The organism is Caulobacter sp. AVps16 (assembly GCF_058681455.1).
The window spans coordinates 2,957,945-2,984,362 of sequence record NZ_CM178739.1 but is presented as its reverse complement, the minus strand read 5'-3'; the positions used below and the strand labels follow the sequence as shown (position 1 = coordinate 2,984,362).

Here is a 26,418-nt window from a genome sequence, read left to right as displayed (position 1 = left end):
CCTAACCAATTGGCGATGAATAGCCCTTAGGTCGGGATCCATGACCGCGATTGTTTGCCTTCGGCTATTGATCGACGACGAAGCCTTTCCCGCAGCGCGGGCTCATGAGGCGGCGGACGCCTATCTGAAGGATCGCTGGATTGCACCCCGCCGCTACGGCGCTGTGGCGTCCCTGGCCTTCGTACTGGCCGATCTGCGGGCCGAGCGGCTGAACCCGGAGGAGATCCAGGAGCTGGCGGCCAGGCTCGAGGCCTTGCTCTTTCCGGGTCAGGCGCACGGTCAGATCTGTCTGATGACCTTTGAGGGCGACGAACAGGCCGTCCTGAAGTTTGCCACCCTGTCCCAGACGGAGCTGGCGGCCCTGGCCGCCGGACGCGGCTATAGCGGTGCGGCCGGTCACGTCCAGGCCATTACAGCCGATGCCATCCAGGCCCTGCCCAGCGCGCCGGCCAGCCGTCCGGCAACACCACCGCAAACGCCCCAGCAGAGGGCGGCTCCGGCCGCAGCAGCGGCTCCGCCGTCCGCCACCGGCTGGTGGGGCCTCTATGACCTGCCCGGCGAGGCCTTTGTCGGCTCGCTCCTGGGGCTGAGGTCGGACCTGACGGAACCGCCGCCGGAAGGCGATGCCGCGCTGCTGTCGCGCGATCTTACCTGTCTCAACGATGCCCAGAGCGCCATCAAATCGGCCCCCTTCGGCGACTTCCTCGTCCCGTTCGGCTTCTGGAACCTCACCACGCCCCACGCCCAGGACGCCTACAGGAGCCGTCTGTCGCGTTATCCGCTCGACCTGCAGCCGCGTCTCGGGGCCAGTGTCTATGGTACGCCGCGCGAGGCCTCGCTTGGACTGGTCAGCCAGATCCGGACCTTTCTGAAGGGCAGTTTCGCCGTCCTGGATCTCAATGTGCTGGATCCGACCTTCCCGCTGCACACCTTCCCGCCGGAGCTGATCAACAGCGTCACCCTGACCCTGACCGGCGAGGATGACCGGGCGCGGCTGAACGCGATCCTGAAGCTGGTCGAACGCCATGCGACCTATCAGGGCAAGGGCGTTCTGCCCTGCGTCGCCGGGGTCAACAGCGCCGCCGAGGTCGAGGCCTGCCGCCAGGGTGGCATTGCCCGGATCAGCGGACCGGCGGTCTCGCCCTTCCTCGACAAGCCGCTTGCCCAGGCTGAAGGGACACCCTTGAGCCTCGCCCGGAACGCGGCCTGATTTTTCGCTGAAGCCCGGGCTTGACCCTCACCCCGCGTGAGCCCTGATGGATGGTCTCCATCAACAGGGGAAGGTCGATTGCCCTCACTGACTGTCAAGCAGATGGCCCGGCTGTCCGGCGTCTCGGTGCGGACCCTGCACCACTATGACGCGCTCGGATTGCTGACACCCAGCGCCGTCGGAGCCAACGGATACCGGTACTACAGCCGTCAGGATCTTCTGCGCCTGCAGCAGATCCTGTTCTATCGCGAGCTGGAAACGCCCCTGAGGGAGATCCGGCAGGTCCTTGACGATCCCGGCTTCGACACGGCGGCGGCGTTGCGCAGCCACCGTCAGAAGCTTGTCGAGCAGGCCAAGCGGTATGGCCAGTTGGTGAAGGTGATCGACCAGACCCTCGAAACCTTGAAGGGAGACGAGACAATGCCGGCAAAAAGACTGTTCCAGGGATTTTCGCCCGAGAAGCAGGCCGAACACGAGGCCTGGCTGATCAAGACCTATGGCGGCGATATGGCTGAACGGGTCGCTGACGCCAGGACCGGCATGCGGTGCTGGACCCAGGGCGATGGCGAGGACTTCCAGGCTGAAGCCCGCGAGATCGAGCGAGATCTGGCCCTGGCGCTTGCCGAGGGCCTGCCGGCGGGTTCCGACCCGGTTCGGGCCATCATGGCGCGCCATTGGCACTGGGTGGGGCGCGGCTGGAACCGACGGCCCGAGCCGGCGGCGTTTGCCGGGCTGGGCCAACTCTACCTGCAGGTCCCTGAGTTTACCGAACGCTACGAGGCGGTCGCACCGGGCCTGACGGAGTACCTGGCCGAGGCCATGCGGGTCTTCGCAGAGTCCTGACCGGTCTGAACCCAGGTCCTAACGCCGGCCGAACAGCCGCTCGATATCGGCCAGTTTCAGCTCCACATAGGTCGGCCGGCCGTGGTTGCACTGGCCCGAATGCGGCGTGGCCTCCATCTCGCGCAGCAGGGCGTTCATTTCGGCTCCGTTCAGGCGACGGCCGGCGCGGACGCTGCCGTGGCAGGCCATGGTCGAGCAGACCTCCTCCAGCCGCTCCTTCAGGGCCAGGGCCTGGCCGTTCTCGGCCAGGTCATCGGCGATGTCGCGCACCAGGCCGGCGGCGTCGGTCTTGCCCAGCAGGGCCGGGGTCTCGCGTACCAGCACCGCCCCGGGCCCGAAGCTCTCGACGATCAGTCCGAGGCTTGCCAGTTCCCCCGCGCGGGCGATGACGCGTTCGGCTTCGGCGGGATCCAGGTCGACCACCTCAGGCAGAAGCAGGGCCTGGCGGGCGACGCCGCCGGCCTCCATCTCGCGCTTCATGCGCTCATAGACCAGCCGCTCGTGGGCGGCATGCTGGTCGACGATGACCATGCCGTCGCGGGTCTGGGCGACGATATAGGTCTCGTGGACCTGGGCCCGGGCCGCGCCCAGCGGAAAGTCGACGGGATCGAAGGGGGCTGAACCATCCTGTGGATAACTCTGCCCCGGTTGCGGGGTCAGCACGGCCTCAAAGGCCTCGGCCATGCCGGGGCCGAACCCGGGCTCGACCCGGGCCGAGATGTCCGACAGACCCGGCAGGGTCAGGGGGCGCTGGGTCGGCGGAGTCCAGCCTCCGTCCCGCCAGGCCGAGAAGCCGGCGGGCGAGGGGCCGGGTTGATAGCCGGGGAACGCGCCCGGCTGGGTCCTGAGGCTGTCGAGAGCCTGGGACGCCACCGTGGTCGAGGCCCGGTGCCCGGCCCCGGCCAGGGCATGGCGCAGGGCCCCGACGATCAGGCCGCGCACCAGGGCGGGATCGCGGAAGCGGACCTCCGCTTTGGCCGGATGGACATTGACGTCGACCTCGGCGGTGTCGAGCGACACATAGAGCGCAGCCGTCGGGTGGCGGTCGCGAGCCAGGAAATCGGCATAGGCGGCGCGCAGGGCACCCTGCAGCAGCCGGTCGCGCACGGGCCGGCCGTTGACGAACAGATACTGGTGGGCGGCATTGCCGCGATTATAGGTCGGCAGGCCGGCAAAGCCGGTCAAACGCACGCCGTCGCGGGTCTGGTCGATCTCGATGGCATTGTCCTGGAAGTCACGGCCCAGAACAGCGGCCAGACGGGCCAGGCGGCCCTGCGGACCCGGCTGTTCGGGCGGCAGGCGCAGGATACGGCGGCCGTCGATGTCCAGCGAGAAACCGACCGCCTCATGGGCCATGGCCTGGCGCTTGATCTCCTCGGTGATCGCCAGGGCCTCGGCGCGCTCCGACTTCATGAACTTCAGCCGGGCTGGGGTAGCGTAGAACAGGTCGCGCACCTCGATCCGGGCCCCGTGCGGACCCGGGAAGGCCGCCGGAGCCACCTCGCCGACCTGACCGCCCTCAACGAGGATCGAGAAGGCGTCCTTCTCGCCCTTGGCCCGGGAAGCGATCGACAGCCGGGCCACCGAGCCGATCGAGGGCAGGGCCTCGCCCCGGAAGCCCATGGTGTGGATGCGCAGGAGGTCCCAAAGGCCGTCGGCGTCCGGGGCGAGCTTGGAGGTCGCATGGCGTTCGATGGCTACCGGCAGCTCTTCGGCGCTCAGGCCCATGCCGTCATCGGCCACCAGGATCCGGGTCAGGCCGCCGCCATGGGCTTCGACCTCGATGCGCGTGGCCCCGGCATCAATGGCATTGTCGACCAGTTCCTTGATGGCGCTGGCCGGCCGCTCGACCACCTCGCCGGCGGCGATGCGGTTGACGGTCTCGGGCGGCAGGCGGCGGATCGGCATGGTCGGACTTTCGAGGCGGGGCGGCGTAGCCGACCTGGCATTGCGTCTTCGTAATTTGACCCGCCGGGTGCCGGGCCCTTCAAGTCACAAAGGGCCGATCATTCTAGATCGATTCCACCACCCTTCGAGGATCAGAGATAGTGACGATCGGCTCCAAAGCATCCCAGGTCGCAGCCCTGGCCGGCACGCTCGCCCTGCTGGGCGGTGCCCAGGTCCAGGCCCAGTCCACGCCCGTCGACCTCCAGCGGGTTGATCCGGAGGCCAATCTGGTTGAGGAACTGGTGGTCAACGCCAAGCTGCCGGGTCCCGCCTGGTGGAAGGTGTCCGATGCCGACAGCACCGTCTACGTGCTGGCGGTGCCGGCCATTGCCCCCAAGGGGTTGGCTTTCGATACCTCGGTGATCGAGCGGCGGCTGGACGGCGCCAACCGTCTGATCCTGGCGCCGGAGCCCAAGATCAATGTCGTGCGCGTCGTCAGCCTCGCCGTTGGAGGCCGTCGCTACTTCCTGACCGACACCCCGATGCGCCAGACCTTGCCGTCGGACCTTCGCGCCCGCCTGGAGGCCCGCCTGAAGACCGCTGGCGAGGACGCCGACAGCATGGACGATATCAAGCCGGCCTTTGCCGGATTCCTGGTCGCCAACATGAAATCAGGCGGCTCGGTTTCGATCAGCGGCGGCTCGGTCGGGGATCGCATCGAGAAGATCGCGCGCAAGGGTGACCTCAAGAAGCGCCCGAAGATCCAGGAGCTTGAGGGCTATGATGTGATCGACACGCTGAAGGCCGTGGGCTCGCTGCCCAAGGCCCAGCAGGAGTTCTGCCTGGATGCCGGCCTGCGCGAGGCGGATGCGGGTGGTCCCGGGATCGAAGAAACGGCCCGGCGCTGGGCCGAGGGCGACGTGGTCAAGCTGGCCGCCGCCGACCGGGGCTATCAGGCCTGCCTGTCGGCCACGCCGCGGGTGGCGACCGAGATTCGCCAGACCATCGAGCGTTCGACCAGCGCCATCGAGGCGGCGCTGAAGACGCCGGGCAAGTCGGTGGCCCTGGTCAATTTCCGTCCTCTGCTGGCCGAGCAGGGCGTCCTGGCACGCTTGCGCGCCAAGGGCCTCAAGGTGACGACGCCAGCCGATAGCGCGCCCTAAACTTCTGATTTAGAGCCCTTTTCGTCCGGCCCTAATGAAGCGATCAGGTCGAAAAGGGCTCCAGGTCAAGCTTTGGCCGTAAGGGCCGTGTCATGTCGCCTGATCAATCAGGGGAAGTCGACCATCATGAGATTCGCAGTTCTGGGCGCGGTGCTGACCGCCTTGTCGCCGCTCGTCTGCCATGCCCAGGCCATGGATGATCCCGAGGCGGTGGTGGTCGAGGCGCTGGTGGTCAATGCCAAGCTGCCTGGACCGGCCTGGTGGCGCATCTCCGACGGCGACACCACGATCTACATGCTGGGGACCCTGGCCTCCTTGCCCAAGGGTATGGCCTGGGACACCTCGGTGCTCAGCCGTCGTCTGAACGGGGCCTTTGCCCTGATCCTTCCGCCGGAGGGACGGGCCGGGGTGACCGATATTCCCGCCCTCCTGTCCCTGCGCGGCAAGCTGAAGTCCGACCGGCCGCTCGATCAGATGGCCCCGGAGCTTGCGCCCCGTCTGGCGCGGGTCCGCACCCAGCTGGGCAAGAAGCCCGGCAGCTACAACGAGTGGAGCCCGCTGGGCGCGGGCATCATGATCGCCACGGACTATCAGAAGACCACGAAACTGGAGTCGAGCGAGCCGGAACGCACCGTGGACAGGCTGGCCCGCAAGCATCGGGTCAAGACGCGCCTGGCCGGCACCTACAAGGCCATGCCGGTGGTCAAGGCCGTCGTTCGGCAGCATTCGGCCGAGGTCGGCCTGACCTGTCTGGAAGGGGTGCTCAGCGAGGCCGAAGCCGGCAGCTCTGCTGTGCGTGAGGCGGCTGAAGCCTGGGCGAAGGGCGATGTGCGCGGGGCCATTGCCGGGCCGCGCAACTTCCAGCGCTGCATTCGCGGCCTGCCGGGCATGCCCGAACTGGAACGTCGGGCCATGGACGATGAGGTGGCGGCCCTGACCGAAGCGATGAAGACCCCGGGCCATGCCGTGGCGGTGTTCTCGATCCGGGGCCTGGTGGCCCAGAACGGTCTGCTGGACCGCATGCGAGCCAAGGGCTTCACGGTGAAGACGCCGGGGGACTGATTCATTCCGCTCTCCCCGGCGAAGGCCGGGGCCCAGATCGAACCCCGTGAGTTCGTCAAGCGGGCAGAGGCGGAAGGCGCATCATCCCCAGCCACTCAGGCTGGATCTGGGCCCCGGCTTTCGCCGGGGAGAGCGGATCGTGTTGATCCAGACCGAAACCGGCCCCGAAAGCGGTGCTTCCGGGGCCGGTCAAATATCGAAGCGGTGAGTTGAAGCCCTACAGGCCCGGCAGCTTGATCCGGGTCTGCTTCTCGCGGCTGATCACCACCTTGCCGGGACCCATCAGGGCCTTCAGGCGGGCTTCTTCGGCGGCGGCATCGACCACGACCGGCGCATCGGCACCGGTTTCGCTGCTGGTGGCGGCCACCTGGGCAGCCTTGTCCTTTTTCCAGAACATCACCTTGCTGGCGAAGCTCTCGTCCTTGTGGGCCAGGTCGCCGGTCTCGTCATCGACCACGAAGCGGATCAGCGGATCGGCCTTTTCGACACCGGCCTTGGCGACCAGCAGCTTTTCACCGTCCGAGCGGCCGGCGGCCAGGCTCTGGCCGATCAGGGCCTGACGCGCGGCGCTTTCCGGCTGCAGCTCCTGCGGACGGGGCTCGCCGGGGGCCGGCGGACGCAGGGCGTAATCAGGCGGCACGACCAGCGGGGCCTTGGTGACGACGCGGAATTCGTCGGGAACCACCTTGCTCATGCCCAGCGCCTTGGAGGCCGATTGGCAACCGGCGAGGCCCGTGGCGGCTACGGCAGCCAGAACGCTCAGGGTCGCGACCCGATTGAAACTCATGAACCCATGCTCCAGCGGGCCCTTGCGGGCCGAAATTCAGAGCGCACTCGATACGACATCAAGGCGCAGGTGCCAATGTCTCTTGCGATTGCGGCCTTATTCGGTCGGATGGGCCAGCTTGTCCTCGCCGGTGAGGAAGCTGTCGAGCAGCAGGAAGGCCACGCCTACCGAGATCGCGGCGTCGGCGATGTTGAAGATCCAGGGGAAATAGAGGTCGCGCACGTCGATGAAGTCGGCGACCGCGCCATAGATCACCCGGTCGATCAGGTTGTTGCCGATCGCCCCGCCGATGATCAGGCCCAGACCAACGGCCATCAGCGGTCGGACCGCCTTGCGGGCCCAGAGGGTCAGGCCCACGACGACGACGGTCGAAAAGCCGGTCAGCAGCCAGCGACCCCATTCGGCATGGCCACTGAGCAGGCCAAAGCTCATGCCCCGGTTCCAGACCATGGTCAGGTCGACCGGGCCGGGCAGGAAAACAGTGCCCCGGGCTTCCAGGTTCAGCCCGTGCAGGATCCAGAGCTTGGTCAGCTGGTCGAGGGCGACCGTCGCCACGGCGATGGCATAGGCGATCCAGCCTTGGCGGGTGATGCTCGGGAGTGTCGTCACTTTGGCGGCCGCTCTCTCGTGAAGCTTGGACGTCTATCTGAAAACCTCTCCCAGAGGGAGAGGAGGGGCCCGCCGCGCAGCGGTGGGAGGTGAGGGGTTAGGCCACTGACCGGCGTGCCGGCACGCCGTCCTGCTCTGTAACCCCTCACCCTCCCACGCCTTCGGCGCGGGCCCCGCCCTCTCCCTCTGGAAGAGGGTTGAAATCACGCTTTCTGGCTATCCCACCAGGCCACAGCCTCCGCGTCGCGCAGGCTGAGCTCGGGATAAAGCGGATTTGTGCCGACCTCGGGCAGGATGCGCCAGGAGCGGGCGCACTTGTTGCCCTGGGCCTGGGCCGGGTCCACCGACACGCCCTTGACCTCGTCGGTCGTGAAGGCCCCGCCCTCGCCGGCGACCAGAGTCGCGGCGCTGGTGCGGAACACCTCGGCGGCGTCGAGGCCGTCAAAGGCAGCCAGCAGATCCGGATCGGCGATATGGACCACCGGCGCGGCTTCCAGGGCCGAACCGATGCGCTTCTCGCGCCGTTCGACCTCGAGAGCGCCGGTGACCACCGACATCACCGTCTCGACCCTGGCCCAGCGGGCGGCTTCAGCGGGATTGTGCCACTGGGCCGGCGTCTGCGGCATGACCCGCAGACTGTTGGAGCCCGCCTCGGGGAAGCGCGTCATCCACGCCTCTTCCATGGTGAAGCTGGTCAGGGGCGAGAGCCAGATGGTCAGGCGCTCGAAGACATAGTCCAGCACGGTGCGATAGGCCCGGCGGCGCAGTTCCGTCGGCTTGTCGCAATAGAGGCTGTCCTTGCGGATATCGAAGAACAGGGTCGACAGGTCGCCCTGGCAGAACTCGATCAGGGGCCGGGTGACGTCGCTGAAGCGATAGGTCTCATAGGCGGCGCGGACCTGACCATCCAGCTCCCACAGCCGGTGCAGGATGAACTTCTCCAGCGGCGGGAAGTCGTCATAGTTCGTCACCCGTTCGGCTTCGTCGAAGCCGGCGAGGGCACCCAGCAGATAGCGGGTGGTGTTGCGCAGCTTGCGATAGGCGTCGGTCGTGGTGGCCAGGATGGTCTTGCCGATCCGCTGGTCTTCCGAATAGTCGACCATGGCCGTCCACAGACGCAGGATCTCGGCACCGGACTCCTTGGTGACGGCCTGGGGCTCGACGGTATTGCCCTTGGACTTGGACATCTTCTCGCCGTTCTCATCCTGGGTGAACCCATGGGTGAGCACCGCCTTGTAGGGCGCGCGGCCGCGGGTGCCGCAGCCTTCGAGCAGGGACGACTGGAACCAGCCCCGATGCTGGTCGGAACCCTCCAGATAGAGATCGGCCGGCCAGTGGCTGTCGGCCCGGCCTTCGATTGTGAAGGCGTGGGTGCAGCCTGAGTCGAACCAGACATCGAGGATGTCGACGACCTTTTCGTACCGGGCCGGATCATGGGCCTCGCCGAGGAACGCGGCGTCGGGACGGGTGAACCAGGCGTCGGCCCCGCCTTCGCGGATGGCGTCCAGGATGCGGGCATTGACGGCGTCGTCCATCAGGGGCTGGCCGCTGTCCTTGTCGACGAACATGGCCAGCGGCGTACCCCAGGCGCGCTGGCGGCTGACCAGCCAGTCGGGACGGCTCTCGACCATCGAGCCGATGCGATTGCGGCCTGCGTCGGGATGGAAGGCGGTGTCGGCAATGGCCTGGATCGCCGTTTCGCGCAGGGTCTTGCCGCTCGCCAGCGGCTGATCCATGCGGATGAACCACTGGGGCGTGTTGCGGAACAGGATGGGAGCCTTGGAGCGCCAGCTGTGCGGATAGCTGTGCTCGACCCGCCCGCGCGCCAGCAGGTTGCCGGCCTCAATCAATTTGTCCATCACCGCGCCATTGGCAGGACCGAACTTGCCGGCCTTCTTGCCCTCGGTCTCGATGACCTTGAGGCCCGCGAACAGCGGGACGTGCGGGTAGTAGGCACCGTCGGGATCGACGGTATCGGGGATGGAATCGAGGCTGTAGCCGCTCTTCAGCCAGACCAGATAGTCGTCGGCTCCGTGGCCCGGGGCCGTGTGGACAAAGCCAGTGCCGGCGTCATCGGTGACGTGGTCGCCGGCCAGCAGCGGGACGTCGAAGCCGAAGCCCCCAACGGGATCAGAGTCGAACTGGGCCAGCGGGTGGGCGCAGATCAGGCCGGTCGGGTCGATGGGCTCGACGCGGCGCCAGGTGGCGACCTTGGCGGCCTTTCGCACATCTTCGGCCAGCTTGTCGGCGACGATCAGGCGGTCGCCCGGCTTGGACCACGGGGCGAACTCGAGGTTCTCCTCCAGGGCTTCCACCTCATAGAGGCCGTACGCGACCTTGGGGTTGAAGCTGATGGCGCGGTTGGCGGGGATGGTCCAGGGCGTGGTGGTCCAGATCACCACGCTGGCGTCATTGGGCGGCAGGCGGAAGACATTGTCGCCGGCGGCATTGCCCGACAGGGCGTAATGCGCCTCGTCATAGACCTTGACCGGGAACTTCACCCACACCGTCGGCGAAACATGGTCGTGGTACTCGATCTCGGCATCGGCCAGGGCCGTGCGTTCGACCGGGCTCCACATCACCGGCTTGGAGCCGCGATAGAGCTGGCCCGAGGCGGCGAACTTGTGAAACTCGGCGACGATCGTGGCCTCGGACGAGAAGTCCATGGTGGCGTAGCGGTTCCACCAGTCGCCCAGGATGCCCAGGCGCTGGAACTCGACCTTCTGGGCCTCGATCCAGCCGCCGGCATATTCGCGGCAGCGCTTGCGGAATTCTTCGGCCGGGACCTCGTCCTTGCGGCGGCCCTTGGCGCGGAACTCTTCCTCGATCTTCCACTCGATCGGCAGGCCGTGGCAGTCCCAGCCGGGCACATAGTCGACATCATAGCCGAGGGCGAAGCGGCTGCGGACCACGAAGTCCTTCAGCGTCTTGTTGAGGGCATGGCCGATATGGATCGGGCCATTGGCATAGGGCGGGCCGTCGTGGAACACGAACAGCGGCGCGCCGTCGGCCTGGCGCCTGGCGCGGATCGCGCCATAGAGGCCCTTGTCGGACAGGGCGGCCCAGCCGGCCAGGATCTCGGGCTCCTTCTTGGGCAGACCCCCGCGCATCGGGAACGGGGTGTCGGGAAGGAAGACGGTTTCGCGATAGTCGCGGGCGGTCGTGGCGTCGTCGGCCATGGGAGAGCTATCCAGCTTGGAAGTTCGGAAAGGAAGGTGCGGGTCTTAAGTCCCGGCGCGCGCTCGAACCTGCGTCCAGCGTTACGCCGGGCGGATAATTCGCGGGGTTTTCCGAACGAAAGTCATGGTCCGGGGATAGCAGAGGGTTTGGTGTGGAGCAAACCCGCAAGCTCCAAACTCGTGTCATCCCGGACGAGCCCGGCATAGCCGGGTGAAGATCCGGGACCGATCTGGAACGCGGCGCTCAGGCGTCGGTCCCGGATCGGCGCGCTGCGCCCCCGGCTCAAGGCCGGGGCGGGATAGTAGTGTCTCCGCTCTCCCCGGCGAAAGCCGGGGCCCAGATCGAACCCGGAAAGATGGCGGATCGTGAGGCCGGCAGTAGGCGCAACACCCCCAGAGGTTCAGGGTGTATCTGGGCCCCGGCTTTCGCCGGGGAGGGCGGACAAAAGTGCAGTTAGCCCCGCTTCCGCACCTTCGGCGTGATCGTCACCGTCATGAGTCGGCCTTCGCGGATCAGGCTGAACAGGGTGGGCTTGTTGATGGCGTGATGGTCGAGGGCGCGCAGCAGGTCGTCGAGGCCGGTCAGGACCTGGTCGCCGGCCTGGATCAGCAGGTCGCCTTCCTTGACCCCGGCCTTGGCTGCGGGGCCGCCGCTGTCGACCTGGGCGACGAAGACCGCATAGGCCTGGGTGACGCCGGTGGCCCGGGCCAGGGCGGCCGGGATCGGGGCCTGCTGGGCGACGAGACCGATCGAGCCACGCCGGACGAAGCCGTGGTCCATCAGTTCCTGGATCACATAGGTGGCCGTATTGACCGCCACGGCAAAGCACAGGCCCTGATAGCCGGCGATCACAGCGGTGGCGATGCCGACCACCTCGCCGCTGGAATTGACCAGGGGGCCGCCGCTGTTGCCGGGATTGAGGGCCGCGTCGGTCTGGATCAGGTCCTCGATCAGCCGGCCACGCTCGCCGCGCAGGGACCGGCCCAGGGCCGAGACCACCCCGGTGGTCACGGTCGCCTCGAAGCCCAGAGGCGCGCCGATGGCGATGACCAGCTGGCCGCGCCGCAGCTTCTTGGAGTCGCCCAGCTTGGCGACGGGAATATCGACATTCTGGTCGACCTTGAGAATCGCCAGGTCGGTATCGGGATCGTCGCCTACGCAGCGGGCCGTGAGGCTGCGGCCCTCGGCGGTGATGATCACGAAGCGCGAGGCCCCCTGGACCACGTGGCTGTTGGTCAGGATCAGGCCGCCGGTCGCGAAGGCGAAGCCCGAGCCGATACCCTGCATGCGCGGGTCTTCCAGCATCGGGTGTACCCGGACAACGGCCGGTCCGACCACCTCGACCGCGCGGACCACGGCATTGGAATAGGCGTCCAGCAGGTCGCCATTGGGCAGGGCGCAATAGCCGCCCTCGACCTCGACGGCCTTGCCGGTGTCGAATACGAACTGGGTGTCGGCCGGATAGGACAGGATTTCGTGCCGGCGCCTGGGCACCGGCCGCCGCGCCCTGGCGAAATGCTCGTACTTGCGCGCTTTCAACGTCCCGCCCCCACCATGGTTAAGAGAGGTTAACGGGGCTGAGCCAAGGGGGAAAGCTTTTCTCCTCCCTCGTGTGTTGAGAGGGGAGGGATAGATGCTCCCCTGATGCCGGGTCTCAGGCCTTAGGATCTGCCGCCAGAAAAGGTGTCATCCCGGACAAGCCTGGCAAAGCCAGGCGCCGATCCGGGACTGACCTGGAACGCGGCGCTCAGGCGTCGGTCCCGGATCTTCGCGCTGCGCGCTCGTCCGGGATGGCAGCCGGTATTGGCTTTGGGCGATAACCTCCCTCAAAGGGGGAGGATCCTGTCTAGAATCCCGGCGCCACGATCGCCCGGGCCGCCGTCTCGTCGCGCCGGATCTGTTCGACCATCAGGTCGATGCTGTCGAACTTCAGCTCCGGCCGCAGGAAGGCGATCAGCTGGGTTTCGATGACCTGGCCATAGAGGTCCTCATCGAAGTCGAACAGCCAGGTCTCCAGCCGGGTCTCGACCCGTCCGGTGGTGGGATTGTTGCCGAGATTGGCGACCCCGGGCACCTCACGGCCGTCCGGCAGGCGCGTGCGGGTGGCATAGACGCCGAGCCTGGGCACCACATAGTCGACGATCTCGACATTGGCGGTCGGAAAGCCCAGCTGTCGGCCCAGCTGCTGGCCGCGCCGGACCACGCCCTCGATGGCGAAGGGGCGGCCCAGGATCCTGGCGGCCGTTTCCGGGTGACCCTCGCGCAGGGCATCCCGGACACTGGTGGAGGAGAACTTGTCGCCCGTCTCGCCGGCCACCGGCTCGGCGATCGAGACGCCGAAGCCATGCTCAGCGCCATAGGCCCTCATCCCATCGGGACTGCCGGTGCGGCCCTTGCCGAACGAGATGTCGAAGCCGGCGGCGACATGGCGCACGCCCAGCCCCTCGACCATCACCTGCTCGACGAACTCGCGGTCCGAAAAGCTGGCCATCTGGAAGTCGAACGGCAGCAGATAGAGGATATCGACGCCCATGCCGCCCAGAACCCGGGCCTGCTGCTCGACCGTCATCAGACGGAAGGCCGGCTCGGTCGGGCGAAACAGCCGGCGCGGATGCGGATCAAAGGTCACAACGCCGAGCGGCACCTTGAGTGACAGGGCGGCCTTGGCGGCCTCGGCGATCACCTGCTGATGGCCGCGGTGCACGCCGTCGAAATTGCCCAGCGCCACGGCCGCGCCGCGCTCCTGGGCCGGCAGGTCCTTCCAGCCTTGAACGATGGTCAGGGTCATCAGCCGGCCTTGCGCGGAACCATGATCAGGGCCTCGCCCTCGACCACCGGCTTGCCCTTGACCAGACAGACCGTAGCCAGGGTGACGCGGGCCTTGGCGGTGTCGATCTCGGTGATGGTGGCGCGGGCCGTGACCTCGTCGCCGATCTTGACCGGCCGCTTGAAGCGAAGGGCCTGGGACAGATAGATCGCGCCGGGTCCCGGCAGGGTGGTGCCGATCACCGCCGAGATATAGCCGGCCGACAGCATGCCGTGGGCGATACGCTCGCCAAAGCTGGTGGTCGCCGCATAGTCGGGGTCGAGGTGGACGGGATTGTTGTCACCCGTCACGGCGGCGAAGGCGATGATGTCGGCCTCGCCGACCGTGCGGACCAGATCGGCGGTCTGGCCGACGCTGAGTTCCTCGAGAAACAGACCCTGCATCACGCGTCCTTGCGACTTTTCTTGTTTTCCGTTGGGGCTGAGCTTAGCGGCTGGACCGCCGATCACCAGACCAGATCACCCACGGCGTGCGTGGCCCCGACCTTATCGGCCGCCAGCAGGGCCAGGACCGCTTCCGGATTCAACTGGCCGTCCGGCCCCAGGGCCTTTTCGCCATGGATGCCCTTGGCGATGAACAGGCAGGCCAGATTCTGGTTCTCGGCCCCGAGGACGTCGGTGATCACACCATCGCCGATACAGAGGACGCGATTGCGGTCCACGGGCCGGCCGGTCAGGCGCTCGGCCTCGGCGATCGCCAGGTCATAGATCGGCGCGAAGGGCTTGCCCGCCATGATCACTTGCCCACCGAGGCTCTCATAGAGGTCGGCCAGGGCCCCGGCGCAGTAGATCAGCCGGTCGCCGCGCTGCACCACCCGGTCGGGATTGGCGCAGATGAAGGTCAGGCCCCGCTGCGCCGCCACCGCCAGACGGTCGCGATAGAGTTCGGGCTCCTCGGTCTCGTCGTCATAGAGGCCGGTGCAGCCGATGAAGTCGGCGTCCTCGCAGGACCCGGTCAGGTCCAGGTCAAGGCCGGCATAGAGCGGACCATCGCGGTCCGGACCGATCCGCCAGACCTTGCCCGGCGCGCGAGCGCTCAGGAGGTCGCGGGTAGCGTCGCCGGAGGTGACGAAGCCGCTCCAGGCCGCGCGCGGCACGCCTAGGCTGTCCAGCTGGGAGACCACGTCATGCGACGGGCGCGGCGCGTTGGAGATCAGGACCACCGGCCCGACCTGAGCGCCCCACTGCACCAGGGCCTCGCAGGCTTCCGGGAAGCTCTGGACGCCATTGTGGATCACGCCCCAGACGTCGCAGAGGACGATGTCGTAGCGATCACGGAGAGCCGAGAGGCGTTCGGGAAAATCGATCATGGCGGCGGCGGTACCGGTCGGGGAGGAGGGCGTCAACGCCTGGAGGGCTCAGGTGTCCTCGCCGGCCGCGCTTTGCAAGAGGCACGGCTTTCGCTGCTGGCCGTTCCGTGACTATGCTCGGCCGTGCGCCGGGGAGGGCCTGATGACCATTCTGATCCTGGGACTTGTCCTGTTTTTCGGCATCCACGCGGTTCGCATCGTCGCGGGGCCTTTCCGCGACGCCCAGGTCGCGGCCAGTCCGGGTCGGTGGAAAGGCCTCTATTCCCTGATCGCTGCCGCAGGCCTGGGCCTGATCATCTGGGGCTGGATGCAGTACCGGCTGATGGCGCCGCAGCTGTATGATCCGCCGCTCTGGGGCCGCCACCTGGCCATGGCGCTCGTGCTGCCGGCCTTCATCCTGCTGGCCGGAGCCAATGGCCCGGTGGGACGCATCAAGGCGACGGTTCGCCATCCGATGCTGATTGGCGTGATCCTGTGGTCGATCGCCCACCTGCTGGCCAATGGCGATCAGGCCTCGGTCATGCTGTTCGGGGCCTTCCTGGCCTTTGGTGTGATCGACCTGATCTCGGTCCTCGGGCGTCGGGAGCCCGCGCCGGTCGCGACCAAGCCGATGGCCGACCTGATCATGGTCGTGGCCGGGACGGTCCTCTACGCCCTGTTCGTGATGTTCCTGCACCGGGTGTTCTTCGGGGTTTCGCCCCTCGGCTGAGCCCTTACGGCGCATCATGAAAGATGACGCCCAGGGTCCGGCGACGGCCTGAGCGGATTTCGCTGACCCCGTGCCGCAGGATCCGCCGGTGGACGCCGCGCGTGCCTTCGGCCGGCCTGTCGCGCACGGCGAAGATCACGCCCTCGCCCTGGCGCAGCGGCACGACCTGGGGGGCCGACTGCTGGCGGGGACGCTGTTCGACCAGCACGAACTCGCCGCCCTCGAAGTCGCGTCCCGGCTCGTCGAGCAGGAAGGCGGCCTGCAGCGGGAAGACCTGATCGCCATAAAGGTCCTGATGCAGGCAGTTATAGTCGCCAGGGCCGTAGGTCAGCAGCAGCGGCGTCGGCCGGATCTGGCCGGCCTCGCGGCACAGTGCCAGCATCTCGTCCAGGGCTTCGGGAAAGCGCCGGTCCTCGCTCAGGCGTTGCGCCCAGTGATTGGCGATCCTAGCCAGGGGCGGAAACAGGCTCTCGCGCAGGGTCTGGACCGCCTCCGGCAGGGGGTAGGCGAAGTACTGGTACTCGCCCCTGCCGAAACCGTAGCGGGCCATGACCACGCGGCTGCGGAACAGCTCCGTCCGGTCATAGAGGGCCGCCAGGTCGGCGCAGGTCTCCTGCGTGAACAGCGGTCCGGTCAGGGCCCAGCCCCGGCTGTCCAGCTCGGCGGTGATCCGCGCCCAGTCCAGGTCCGAAGGTGGGCAGATCAAGCGCGGGCCTCGCTGACGGCGGGGTCCAGGCGCTCAGGCTTGCAGCGCTTGCAGGCCCGGAAACCGGCCGCGCGGGCTTCGGCCCCGGTGGCATGGAACACGACGTTCTTGCGCAGCGGCCGGGCAGGGCAGACGGGGCGACAATAGATCCCGGTCGTCCGGACAGCGATGAAGAACGCGCCGTCGGCCGCAGGGTCCCGCTCCAGGCAGGCGGCCCAGCGGGCCTCGTCGTCGGCATAGTCGGCAAATCTCATGGCGGGCTCCCGTCTTCCAGGAAGCCTGCGCCCTCAGGGGACGTCCGTCATTCCGAAGCTTGCGGCCCGGTACCGAAAACTGTCACCAGCCTGAGGCGCGGCGGCGCAGGGCTCCGCGCATGAAGTCCTGGGGCGGTTCGGCCTCGGCCAGGACGGCGTCGCGGATAGCGCGGGGTTCGCCGAACAGATGGCCCTGGCCATAGCCGATATCGAGGTCGAGGATGTCGACGATCTGCCGTTCGGCCTCGACCTTCTCGACAATGACCTCGATGCCGTAGCGGCGGGTCAGGGCGGCGAAGTCGGCGGCATTCAGGTCGGGCAGGGAGGCGATGACCAGCTTGCCGTCCTCTTCCTTCAGCTGGTCCAGCATCATCTGGGCACCGACCTTGAGGAACTTGACGTCAGCGCGGGCCAGGTCCTGGAAATCGAGATCCAGGTCGTTGACCTTGTCGAGGCTGAACTGGAAGCCGAGGCTGGCCAGACGCGACATGTGGCGGGCTTCCACGGGGCCGCGCCGGTCGAACGCCGCCTGACCCAGTTCGAAGATCACCGCGCCGGCCAGGTCCTTGTTGCCCTGCATGAACTCAAGGAACTGCGGGAAGAAGCTCTCGTCGGCCAGGCTGGCCAGGGAGATGTTGCAGAAGATCCCGACCTTGCGGTCCTGCTTGGCCAGCCGGCGCACGATCTGCACGCAACGGAACAGCAGCAGGTTGTCGATGGCGGTCATCAGGCCTTCGGGCTCGGCGACAGCCAGGTACTCGGCCGGCATCATCACCCGGCCGGTTTCATCGCGCAGACGCGAGAAGCTCTCATAGAAGACGGTGCGCCGCTGGGGCAGGCTGACGATCGGCTGCAGATAGAGATCGACGCGGTTCTCGGCGAGGGCGTCCTGGACCACCTGCAGCATGACATTGGCCTGCGGGGTGCGGCCGCGAACCTCGGTGCGCGCCGCGGCGACCTGATGGGTAAGCTGGTGTTCCAGCCGGTCGTTCATCGTGGCGATCAGGTCTTCGAGCTGGTGGACCTCGGTGGACAGCTCCTCCGACCGGCGCTGCGCATCCTGGGCCACGCTCTCGACCAGTTCGGTCATGCGGGCGTCGATCTTTTCGATCTGGTCGAGCAGGATGGCGTGGGCCTCGCGGACCGTATCGATGTCCATGCGGGTGCGGGCGGTCTCGAAGGTGCTGGCGATCATGCCGTGGAAGGCAAAGCACAGGCCGAGCGTGCCGATAAAGGCCGCCAGACCGACAGCCGGTGCCGCCCCCGTGCGCCACAGCACGAGGGAGATGATCAGAGCCAGACAAAGATAGGCGCCCGTGAGCAGCCCCAGCATCAGCCTTCGCATCAGTCCGTCCACGCGAATCGTTACAGGCAATCAGACCGGTCCGGACGCCAAGAGTCGAACGGATTAACGCCCCTGCGCTATTCCGCCTCGTTCCGTCGTCCTGTGCAGCAGCATAACCGATACGGGCGCGTTCTGACATCAAAGGCGCGTCTCTCTGCATCGACAGCGACGCCTTGGACTGATAATCACTCGCAAGTGTTCACGAGAATTCTGATGCCTGACGGTCTAGCCCCGGTTTCTGGCCTTGAGGCCGCCCTTGCCGCGACACCCTCCGCCCGCTCCCTGGGCGAGGCTTCGCTTGGCGACAAGGGGGTGATCCTCAGTGTCACCGGTCGGACCGGCGCGGCGGAGGCCGTCGACGCGGAGGAGCTGGAGCGCCGCCTGCTGGAAATGGGCTTTGTCGAGGGCGCAAGGGTCGAGGTCCTGCACGAAGGGCTTTTCGGTCGCGACCCGATCGCCGTGCGTGTGGACGACAGCCGCGTCGCCCTGCGCCGCCGCGAAGCCAGCGCCGTGTCCGTACTGTTTGACGGGAACCAGTCTTGACCTCTCAAGCCGCATCGCTTGACCCGGCGCGCATCGCCCTGGTCGGCAATCCCAATTCCGGCAAAACCGCCCTGTTCAACGCCCTGACCGGCAGCCGCCAGAAGGTGGCCAACTATGCGGGCGTCACGGTGGAGCGCAAGGAAGGCGTGCTGACCACGGCCGGTGGCCGCACCCTGCGCCTGCTCGACCTGCCCGGCACCTATTCCCTGCGGGCCCGCAGTCCCGACGAGGTGGTGACCCGCGACGCCATCCTCGGACGGCTGGCCGGCGAGTCGGCCCCCGACGTTCTGATCTGCGTGGCCGATGCGACCAATCTGCGTCTCGTGCTGCGTCTGGCGCTGGAACTGAAACAGGTCGGCCGGCCGTTCGTCCTGGCCCTCAACATGTTCGACATCGCCCAGCGCCAGGGGCTTCGCATCGACGTCGAGCGCCTGGCCAGCGAGATCGGTGCGCCGATCGTCACCACGGTGGCGACCCGCAAGCGCGGCCTGGACGACCTGATCGCCCAGGCCGAAGCCCTGACCGTGAGCCTGGCCGGCGAGCACGCCAGCACCTGGCACGAGCCCGATGCCGCCGAGATCCGCGCCGCCCACGCCGAGGCCCAGCGCATCTTCAAGGCCTGTGTGAAGCCGCCGGAGCGGCCCGACACCATCACCGGCAAGATCGATGATGTGCTGCTGAACCCGGCGGCGGGCCTGCTGATCCTGGGCCTGCTGCTGTTCGTGATGTTTCAGGCGGTCTTCACCTGGGCAACCCCGGCCATGGACCTGATTGACGGTGGCTTCGCGGCCCTGGCGGGCTGGGTCGGCGCCCATCTGCCCCAGGGGCTGCTGGGCAGCCTGATCGCCGATGGCCTGATCGCCGGTGTCGGCAGTGTGCTGGTGTTCCTGCCGCAGATCCTGATCCTGTTCTTCTTCATCCTGCTGCTGGAAGACAGCGGCTACATGGCCCGCGCCGCCTTCCTGATGGACAAGATCATGGGCGGGGCTGGCCTGCACGGCCGCGCCTTCATTCCGCTTCTGTCCAGCTTCGCCTGCGCCATCCCCGGGATCATGTCGACGCGGGTGATCGACAACCGCCATGACCGCCTGACCACCATTCTGGTGGCGCCGCTGATGACCTGCTCGGCCCGGATCCCGGTCTATACCCTGATCATCGGGGCCTTTATTCCGCAGAAGACGGTGTGGGGCTTCCTGTCCCTGCAGGGCCTGGTGATGTTCGGGCTCTATGCCAGCGGGATTGTCAGCGCCCTGGCGGTGTCGTTCGTGATCCGCCGGGTGTTCTGGCGCGGTACGGTCGAGCCCTTCATGATGGAACTGCCGACCTATCGCTGGCCCGAGCCGCGCAATGTGCTGCTGAACCTCTGGGCCCGGGCCAAGATCTTCATCACCCGCGCCGGCAAGATCATCCTGCCCCTGATGGTGCTGATCTGGGTGCTGGCGACCTTCCCCTATCCGCCCGAGGGCGCGACGGGTCCGGCCATCGACTACAGCTTCGCGGGCATACTCGGCGGCTGGATAGAGCCCCTGCTCCGGCCGATCGGCTTCAACTGGCAGATGTCGATCGCCCTGATCCCCGGCATGGCCGCCCGCGAGGTCGCCGTGGCGACCCTGGGCACGGTCTATGCGGTCAGTGATCCTGACGGGGCCGCCACGGCCCTGTCGGCGACCCTGTCGAGCCAGTGGTCGCTGGCCTCGGCCCTGTCGTTCCTGGCCTGGTACGTGTTCGCACCGCAGTGCGCCCCGACCCTGGCCGTGGTCAAGCGCGAGACCAACAGCTGGCTGTGGCCGACCGTGATGTTCGTCTACATGGTCGCCCTGGCCTATCTGGCGGCGTTTGTGACCTATCATGTCGCCGTGGCGATGGGGGCGGGGTAACCGCCGGCCCTAGAGCGTTTTCCGATAGGTGTGAAACGGTTATCGGATCGAAAAATGCGCTAAACTTTTGATTTAGAGCCCTTTTCGTCCGACCCTGATGAAGCCATCAGGTCGGCAAGGGCTCTAGCCGGCGGGCAGGCCGATTATCCGGGCGAACGCCACGAACCAGGGCCAGTTCGGGGCCTGGAACATGGTGAGCCGGATGGCCGTCATGGCGACCAGGGTCAGCCACCAGGGGCTCGCCCAGCGTCCCCTGAAACCGTCCCACAGGACAAGGCCGACCAGCACCGCCTGGACCGTCCAGAAGCTGGGCGGCAAAGCGCCGGCCAGGCCGCCGAGCGATGGAATATTCATGCCATAGGCCCGGCCCAGGGCCGGCGGCAGGGCGACGAAGGCCGTCGAGGCCATGAAGCGGGCATGCAGGAACATCGTCCGCCGGCAGGCGATGGCCAGGATGAAGAGCAGGCTGAACAGGGCCAGCGACCAGACGTCGATCCAGGCCAGGGTCAGGCGCAGCGGCACATCGAAATGCGAGTTGGGACCGAGCATGTCGGTCACCAGGGTGAAGGCGCTGACGACGAGGGCCGGCGCGATGATCAGCGAGGTCCGGCCGATCCAGCGATGCCAGAGCGTGTGTCCGCGTCCGATCAGCCAGCTCTGGACCACCAGCATAACCATCCAGCCGGTCGCCAGGACGCCGTGGAGGATGCGCAGGGGATCCAGCGGCCCCGCCCCGCCGGTAAAGCTTGGCCAGAAGCCAAACAGCGTGACGGCGAAGGCCAGCAAGAACGCCAGATAGAGATGCCGCATGGACGCGCCCCTGGACAGGTTGATGGCGTAACGGGTTCCTGCGGTCGGCTAGGCCGCTCTTGCCAGGCCCTTGCCATAGGCCAGACGCCGCCAGACCCACTCCAGCGGGCCCATCGAGAACTTCGACAGCCACAGCGGTGACCAGATCAGTTGCACGCCCCAGATGATCGCGACGATCACCCAGAGGTCCACCCGGTTGGCATCGCCATAGAGGCCCAGCCCGCGTCCGCCCCAGAAGATCGTGGTCATGATGATCGACTGGCTGATGTAGTTGGTGAAGGCCATCTGGCCCAGGCGGGCCAGGGGTGTGAGCAGCTTGCGGAACAGATCCAGCTTCAGCAGCAGGATGGCCAGGGACGCATAGCCCAGGGTGATGGGCAGGGTCAGGAATTCGAAGCCGATCTGCAGGGCCCCGCTGGAGCGCGGCTGGGCGAAATCAATGATCAGCTTCTCGCGCGACTCCATGCCGGTCACCCACAGGCCGACCGCTCCGAAGGCGACCAGAAGGGCATAGACCCAGGTCGGGGCGCGGCCGGTCAGGAAGCCCCACTTGTAGAGCGCCATGCCCAGCATCATCAGGGCCCCGGTCCGCCAGATGACGACCAGCAGGCTGGCCGGCTGCAGGAACATCCAGGCCTTGAAATTGACGCTCATGGCCCCGGCGAGGCCGGACTTGACGGTGGCAATGGCGGCCGCGATGTCGGCCGGGTCACCCTTGGCCATTTCCTTGAGCACCTCGGTGCGGATCTCGGCCGGGGCGTAGTCCAGGGCCATGATCGGCAGGACCGCCATGGCCGAGCCCAGCAGGATGATCGTGATGGCGACGATGAACAGGGTGCGCGGCTTCCAGGAGCGGAACAGCAGCACGACAAAGCCGGTCACGGCATAGAGCAGCAGAATGTCGCCATACCAGATCAGCAGACCGTGGATCAGGCCGAACAGGGTCAGCCAGCCCAGCCTGCGCCGCAGCAGAGCCCCGCGTGGCTTGTCGCTGCGCTCGCCGCCGACCAGCAGCAACGACACGCCGAACAGCATCGAGAACAGGGTGACGAACTTGAAGTGGAAGAAGGTCTGCACCACCCACCAGGCGTCGCCCTCGGCCCCGGTCATCGGGAAGGGCGAAAGCTTGGGCGTCATATAGACGTCCATGGGCATGGCGAAGGCCACGGCATTGACCGCAAGGATGCCCATCACGCCCAGGCCCCGCAGGACGTCCAGGCTCATATGGCGATCACCGGCCGCCACGGGCCGCAAGGCTTGAGTCTCGGTCATCGGCGTCCCCCTTTGGAGACGCCGCACGCCTAGCGCGTGGGAACCGGCGTCTCGCCCCGATAGTCATAGAAGCCCCGTCCGGCCTTTTTGCCAAGCCAGCCGGCCTCGACATATTTCACCAGCAGCGGGCAGGGACGGTATTTGCTGTCGGCCAGGCCTTCGTGCAGCACGTTCATGATCGACAGCACGGTGTCGAGGCCGATGAAATCGCCCAGCTCCAGCGGGCCCATCGGGTGGTTGGCCCCCAGCTTCATGGCGGTGTCGATCGCGTCGACCGTGCCGACGCCCTCATAGAGGGTGTAGATCGCCTCGTTGATCATCGGCACCAGCACGCGGTTGACGATGAAGGCCGGGAAATCTTCGGCATTGCTGGTGATCTTGCCCAGCGACTGGGCAAAGGCCACGGCCCGCTCATAGGTGGGGACGTCGGTGGCGATGCCGCGAATGATCTCGACCAGCTTCATCAGCGGGACCGGATTCATGAAGTGCAGGCCGATGAACCGCTCGGGGCGATCCGTGGCCGAGGCCAGGCGCGTGATCGAGATCGACGAGGTGTTCGAGGCCAGCAGGGTGTCGGACTTCAGGTGCGGCTGCAGGCTGCGGAAGATGGCCTTCTTGGTCTCTTCGTTCTCGGTGGCCGCCTCGATGGCGAGGTCGGTCTGGCCCACGGCTTCCAGGCCCTCGGCACCGGTGATCCGCGACAGAGCGCCAGTCATGGCCGCCTGGTCGATGATGCCGCGGCTGACCTGGCGCGCCATGTTCTTCTCGATCAGGACCAGGCCTGCGTCGATCCGGTCTCTGGAGATGTCGTGCAGCACGACGTCATAGCCCGCGAGCGCGCAAACATGCGCGATGCCCGATCCCATCTGGCCCGCGCCGATGACGCCGACCGTCTTGATTTCACTCATGAACGCCAAGCCTTCGCTTGAAACGGCGCTGGGACCATCGTCCGCGCCCGAAATTGTGGCGCTGTTTCTAGCACGAGAATCCACGGCCTCGTCCAGACTTTGCTGCGACGCAGCGCGGATCGGTCGCGCTATCCGACCGGCGGATAGATGTGGCTCTGACCCTGTGGGTCTTCCACCGCGCCCTCGGCCAGATAGTGGGGGCCTACGGGGACCTTGCCGTGACCGCCGGGGATGTCGAGGATGTAGGTCGGCTGGGCCAGGCCCGAGACCCTTCCGCGCAACGCTTTCATCAGCGCCTGGCCCTCGGCGAGGCCGGTGCGCAGGTGGCTGGTGCCGGGCGCATGGTCGTGGTGGTGCAGGTAATAGGGCTTGATCCGGGTCTCGACGAAGGCCCGCATCAGGGCGCCCAGGGTCTCGGCGTCATCATTGATCCCGGCCAGCAGCACGGTCTGGCTGATCATTGGAAGCCCCGCATCGACGATCCGGGCGCAGGCGGCGCGGGCGGCGGGGGTCAGCTCGCGGGCGTGGTTGGCGTGCAGGGCGACATAGACCGCCTTGCCGCTGGCCTTCAGGGCCGCGACCATTTCGTCGGTGACCAGAGACGGATCGACCGCCGGAACCCGGGTGTGGAAGCGCACCACTTTCACATGATCGATCTTCGCCAGCCGCTCGCCGATGTCGCGCAGGCGGCGGGGCGACAGCACCAGCGGATCGCCGCCGGTGACGATGACCTCCCAGATCTCCGGCCGTCCGGCGATATAGGCGAAGGCGGCGTCCAGCTCGTCCGGCGACAGGGTCTTCAGCCCCTCGGGCCCGACCATCTCGCGCCGGAAGCAGAACCGGCAATAGACCGCGCAGGTGTGGGTGGGTTTCAGCAGCACCCGGTCGGGATAGCGGTGAACGATCCCCTCGACCGGGCTGTGGGTCAGGTCGCCGATCGGGTCGGGATCCTCGCCGGGGGCCGACACCAGTTCGGCGGCCTGGGGCAGGAACTGGCGGGCAATGGGGTCGGCATCGTCGCCCGGCACGATCAGGGCGGTCATGTCGGCCGTGATCGCCACCGCATACTGCGCCGCTACCCGCTCGAGCGCCGGCAACCGCTCGGGAGCGATCAGGCCGGCATCGGCCAGGGCGGCTGCGCTGCGGAGGGTCTGGGCGGGGGGCATGGGAGGCGGGGATATGGCGCAAAAGGGCCGGAGAGTCGACCACTTGCCCCCTACGGGCTGCTGCGCAGCCGTCTTCCCCCGGAGGGGGAAGATGAGGTCGGCGCGTTTCATCTTCCCCCTCCGGGGGAGGAGCGCGCAGCGCGGAGGGGGCAAGTGCCGGACGTCTCACGCCCTTCAGGCCACCGGCACCCACATCACCTGGTCCACCCGACTGGCCCCGGCCGCCAGCATTACCAGCCGGTCGAAACCCAGGGCGCAGCCCGAGGCCTCGGGCATGATCTCCAGGGCCGCGAGGAAGTCCTCGTCGATCGGATAGCGTTCGCCATAGATGCGCTGCTTCTCGTCCATCTCGGCGACGAAGCGGCGGCGCTGCTCGGCGGGATCCGTCAGTTCGCCGAAGGCATTGGCCAGCTCGACGCCGCAGGCATAGAGCTCGAAGCGTTCGGCCACCCGCGGATCGCCCGGTTTCGGCCGCGCCAGGGCGGCTTCGGCCACCGGATATTCGCACAGGATCGTGGCCCGACCGGCCCCGAGCTTCGGCTCGACCTTCTCGACGATCACCTTGCTGAAGACGTCGGCCCAGCTGTCGTCGTCGGCCACCCGGATCCCCGCCGCCGTCGCGGCCGCCGCCAGGGCCTCGCGATCCGTCTCGCCCCCGGGCCCGAGGCTCGCAAGCAGGTCGACCCCGGCATGACGTTCGAAGGCCTCGGCCACAGTCAGGCGTTCAGGCACCGCGAAGGGATCGCAGGTCATGCCGCGGAACGAAAAGGTTCTGGTCCCGGCCGTCTCGGCCGCCAGACTGAGAAGCCGCGCGCAGTCGTCCATCAGGGTCTGGTAGGGCGCGCCCGTCCGGTACCATTCCAGCATGACGAATTCGGGATGATGCAGCGGCCCCCGCTCGCGATTGCGCCAGACCCGGGCGAAATCGAAGATCTTGTCCTCGCCCGCCGCCAGCAGCTTCTTGCAGGCAAATTCTGGCGAGGTGTGCAGGTAATAGGCCTGGTCCGGCTCGCCGGTCAGGCTCAGCAGGGTGGTCGAAAAGGCGTGCAGATGGGCCTCGTTGCCGGGCGAGACCTGCAGGGCGGCCCCCTCGACCTCGATGAAGCCCTCGGCCTCGAAGGCCTCGCGCACCGCACGCGTGATCCGGTTGCGGATCAAAAGGAACGGCCGGCGGTCAGCGTGGATCGTCGGGGTCCACCAGGGCGACCTTGCAGGCGAGGGGGCGTCAAGGGCCACGGGGGCATCCCGCATCAGAGGCTGGCGAAATTGCCGCGTTCGCTATAGGAGGGCGGTCAAAGGATCACCACCCCCTTCGCGCGGCCGCCTCCGGGCAGCGCCCGGAAAACCTGAGGACTAACGAAGTGAAGGTAGCCGCCAGCTCGCTCCGCAAGGGCGCCGTCGTCGATATGGACGGCCGTCTCTATGTCGTTCTGACCGTCGACAACATCCACCCCGGCAAGGGGACCCCGGTCACCCAGCTGAACATGCGCCGCATCAGCGACGGCGTGAAGGTTTCGGAGCGCTATCGCACCACCGAGCAGGTCGAGCGCGCCTTCGTCGACCAGCGCGACCACACCTTCCTGTACCAGGATGGTGAGGGCTTCCACTTCATGAACCCGGAATCCTATGACCAGGTTGTGGCCACCGCTGACGTGATCGGCGATGCCGCGCCCTATCTGCAGGAGAACATGACGGTCCAGCTGTCGACCCACAACGACGTGCCGATCGCCATCGAACTGCCGCGCACCATGATCCTGGAAGTCGTCGACACCGAACCTTCGGTGAAGGGCCAGACCGCCAGCTCCTCCTACAAGCCCGCCCTGCTCAGCAATGGCGTCAAGACCACGGTCCCGCCCTATATCGCCGTCGGCGTCCGGGTCGTGATCCTGACCGAAGACAACAGCTACCAGGAACGCGCCAAGGACTAGGGACGGGTACCCTTCTCCCCTTG

24 protein-coding genes are annotated in these 26,418 nt (G+C 67.2%); 8 read left to right on the top strand and 16 right to left on the bottom strand.

The window, feature by feature from the left end; translation table 11 throughout:
- The first annotated feature begins 40 nt into the window (after positions 1-40).
- Together ACW17U_RS14225 and ACW17U_RS14220 are read left to right on the top strand one after the other, a co-directional pair.
- Complete coding sequence (locus ACW17U_RS14225; protein WP_492053297.1) at positions 41-1,210, top strand: hypothetical protein; 1,170 nt, start codon at positions 41-43, stop codon at positions 1,208-1,210.
- 78 nt (positions 1,211-1,288) lie between these two features.
- Positions 1,289-2,053: a MerR family transcriptional regulator gene (locus ACW17U_RS14220; protein WP_492053295.1), complete on the top strand. Its 765-nt coding sequence runs from the start codon at positions 1,289-1,291 to the stop codon at positions 2,051-2,053.
- Between the two features lie 18 nt (positions 2,054-2,071).
- Here the strand turns inward: ACW17U_RS14220 and mutL are convergent, their stop codons facing one another.
- Positions 2,072-3,961 (bottom strand): DNA mismatch repair endonuclease MutL, encoded by a 1,890-nt coding sequence (gene mutL / locus ACW17U_RS14215; RefSeq protein ID WP_492053293.1) that lies wholly within the window; start codon positions 3,959-3,961, stop codon positions 2,072-2,074.
- A 140-nt stretch (positions 3,962-4,101) separates the two neighbouring features.
- Here mutL and ACW17U_RS14210 point away from each other — a divergent pair, with 140 nt between their 5' ends.
- Positions 4,102-5,103: a TraB/GumN family protein gene (locus ACW17U_RS14210; RefSeq protein WP_492053291.1), complete on the top strand. Its 1,002-nt coding sequence runs from the start codon at positions 4,102-4,104 to the stop codon at positions 5,101-5,103.
- A gap of 126 nt (positions 5,104-5,229) precedes the next feature.
- Positions 5,230-6,165: a TraB/GumN family protein gene (locus tag ACW17U_RS14205; protein WP_492053289.1), complete on the top strand. Its 936-nt coding sequence runs from the start codon at positions 5,230-5,232 to the stop codon at positions 6,163-6,165.
- 217 nt (positions 6,166-6,382) lie between these two features.
- On the opposite strand, the gene ACW17U_RS14200 is transcribed toward ACW17U_RS14205, so the two are convergent.
- From ACW17U_RS14200 to ACW17U_RS14170, 7 genes are all read right to left on the bottom strand, one after another.
- The gene (locus ACW17U_RS14200) at positions 6,383-6,952 is read right to left on the bottom strand and encodes a DUF3035 domain-containing protein (RefSeq protein ID WP_062143880.1); all 570 of its coding nucleotides are present in this window, start codon (positions 6,950-6,952) and stop codon (positions 6,383-6,385) included.
- Positions 6,953-7,048: 96 nt separating this feature from the next.
- Positions 7,049-7,561, bottom strand: a complete 513-nt coding sequence (gene lspA / locus ACW17U_RS14195) for a signal peptidase II (protein ID WP_492053287.1) — start codon at positions 7,559-7,561, stop codon at positions 7,049-7,051.
- A gap of 203 nt (positions 7,562-7,764) precedes the next feature.
- Positions 7,765-10,740, bottom strand: a complete 2,976-nt coding sequence (ileS, locus tag ACW17U_RS14190) for an isoleucine--tRNA ligase (RefSeq protein ID WP_492053285.1) — start codon at positions 10,738-10,740, stop codon at positions 7,765-7,767.
- 454 nt (positions 10,741-11,194) lie between these two features.
- Positions 11,195-12,280: a S1C family serine protease gene (locus ACW17U_RS14185; RefSeq protein WP_492053283.1), complete on the bottom strand. Its 1,086-nt coding sequence runs from the start codon at positions 12,278-12,280 to the stop codon at positions 11,195-11,197.
- A gap of 307 nt (positions 12,281-12,587) precedes the next feature.
- Positions 12,588-13,529 carry a bifunctional riboflavin kinase/FAD synthetase gene (locus ACW17U_RS14180; RefSeq protein ID WP_492053281.1) on the bottom strand — a complete coding sequence of 314 codons (942 nt, stop codon included), beginning with the start codon at positions 13,527-13,529 and terminating at the stop codon, positions 12,588-12,590.
- Positions 13,529-13,954 carry a MaoC family dehydratase gene (locus tag ACW17U_RS14175; protein WP_166504126.1) on the bottom strand — a complete coding sequence of 142 codons (426 nt, stop codon included), beginning with the start codon at positions 13,952-13,954 and terminating at the stop codon, positions 13,529-13,531. Before ACW17U_RS14175 ends, ACW17U_RS14180 begins: the two co-directional genes overlap by 1 nt.
- Positions 13,955-14,013: 59 nt before the next feature.
- Entirely contained in the window at positions 14,014-14,877 is an 864-nt protein-coding gene (locus ACW17U_RS14170; protein ID WP_492055746.1) for a TIGR01459 family HAD-type hydrolase, read from the bottom strand.
- Positions 14,878-15,019: 142 nt separating this feature from the next.
- Between ACW17U_RS14170 and ACW17U_RS14165 the strand changes: the two genes are divergently transcribed.
- A complete protein-coding gene (locus ACW17U_RS14165; protein WP_492053279.1) occupies positions 15,020-15,586 on the top strand; it encodes an NnrU family protein in 567 nt (188 codons plus the stop codon).
- A gap of 4 nt (positions 15,587-15,590) precedes the next feature.
- On the opposite strand, the gene ACW17U_RS14160 is transcribed toward ACW17U_RS14165, so the two are convergent.
- The 3 genes from ACW17U_RS14160 to tipF all read right to left on the bottom strand — a co-directional run bounded on the left by ACW17U_RS14160 (position 15,591) and on the right by tipF (position 17,891).
- The gene (locus ACW17U_RS14160; RefSeq protein WP_492053277.1) at positions 15,591-16,292 is read right to left on the bottom strand and encodes a 2OG-Fe(II) oxygenase; all 702 of its coding nucleotides are present in this window, start codon (positions 16,290-16,292) and stop codon (positions 15,591-15,593) included.
- Positions 16,289-16,546, bottom strand: a complete 258-nt coding sequence (locus tag ACW17U_RS14155; protein ID WP_492053275.1) for an Ada metal-binding domain-containing protein — start codon at positions 16,544-16,546, stop codon at positions 16,289-16,291. The genes ACW17U_RS14160 and ACW17U_RS14155 overlap by 4 nt, the downstream gene beginning before the upstream one ends.
- An 82-nt stretch (positions 16,547-16,628) precedes the next feature.
- Positions 16,629-17,891 (bottom strand): flagella assembly cyclic-di-GMP phosphodiesterase TipF, encoded by a 1,263-nt coding sequence (gene tipF / locus ACW17U_RS14150; RefSeq protein WP_492053273.1) that lies wholly within the window; start codon positions 17,889-17,891, stop codon positions 16,629-16,631.
- Between the two features lie 213 nt (positions 17,892-18,104).
- Here tipF and ACW17U_RS14145 point away from each other — a divergent pair, with 213 nt between their 5' ends.
- Both ACW17U_RS14145 and feoB read left to right on the top strand, forming a co-directional pair.
- Entirely contained in the window at positions 18,105-18,434 is a 330-nt protein-coding gene (locus ACW17U_RS14145) for a FeoA family protein (RefSeq protein WP_084745719.1), read from the top strand.
- The gene (gene feoB, locus ACW17U_RS14140; protein ID WP_492053271.1) at positions 18,431-20,311 is read left to right on the top strand and encodes a ferrous iron transporter B; all 1,881 of its coding nucleotides are present in this window, start codon (positions 18,431-18,433) and stop codon (positions 20,309-20,311) included. Before ACW17U_RS14145 ends, feoB begins: the two co-directional genes overlap by 4 nt.
- Before the next feature lie 123 nt (positions 20,312-20,434).
- On the opposite strand, the gene ACW17U_RS14135 is transcribed toward feoB, so the two are convergent.
- From ACW17U_RS14135 to epmA, 5 genes are all read right to left on the bottom strand, one after another.
- Positions 20,435-21,121 carry a hypothetical protein gene (locus ACW17U_RS14135; RefSeq protein ID WP_492053269.1) on the bottom strand — a complete coding sequence of 229 codons (687 nt, stop codon included), beginning with the start codon at positions 21,119-21,121 and terminating at the stop codon, positions 20,435-20,437.
- A gap of 48 nt (positions 21,122-21,169) precedes the next feature.
- Complete coding sequence (locus tag ACW17U_RS14130; protein ID WP_492053267.1) at positions 21,170-22,393, bottom strand: DUF418 domain-containing protein; 1,224 nt, start codon at positions 22,391-22,393, stop codon at positions 21,170-21,172.
- A 29-nt stretch (positions 22,394-22,422) separates the two neighbouring features.
- Positions 22,423-23,301, bottom strand: a complete 879-nt coding sequence (locus tag ACW17U_RS14125) for a 3-hydroxybutyryl-CoA dehydrogenase (protein ID WP_492053265.1) — start codon at positions 23,299-23,301, stop codon at positions 22,423-22,425.
- Between the two features lie 128 nt (positions 23,302-23,429).
- Entirely contained in the window at positions 23,430-24,467 is a 1,038-nt protein-coding gene (locus ACW17U_RS14120; RefSeq protein ID WP_492053264.1) for a lysine-2,3-aminomutase-like protein, read from the bottom strand.
- Between the two features lie 174 nt (positions 24,468-24,641).
- A complete protein-coding gene (epmA, locus tag ACW17U_RS14115; RefSeq protein WP_492053263.1) occupies positions 24,642-25,703 on the bottom strand; it encodes an EF-P lysine aminoacylase EpmA in 1,062 nt (353 codons plus the stop codon).
- A gap of 125 nt (positions 25,704-25,828) precedes the next feature.
- Between epmA and efp the strand changes: the two genes are divergently transcribed.
- Positions 25,829-26,395 (top strand): elongation factor P, encoded by a 567-nt coding sequence (efp, locus tag ACW17U_RS14110; RefSeq protein WP_062143921.1) that lies wholly within the window; start codon positions 25,829-25,831, stop codon positions 26,393-26,395.
- The last annotated feature ends 23 nt before the right edge of the window (positions 26,396-26,418 follow it).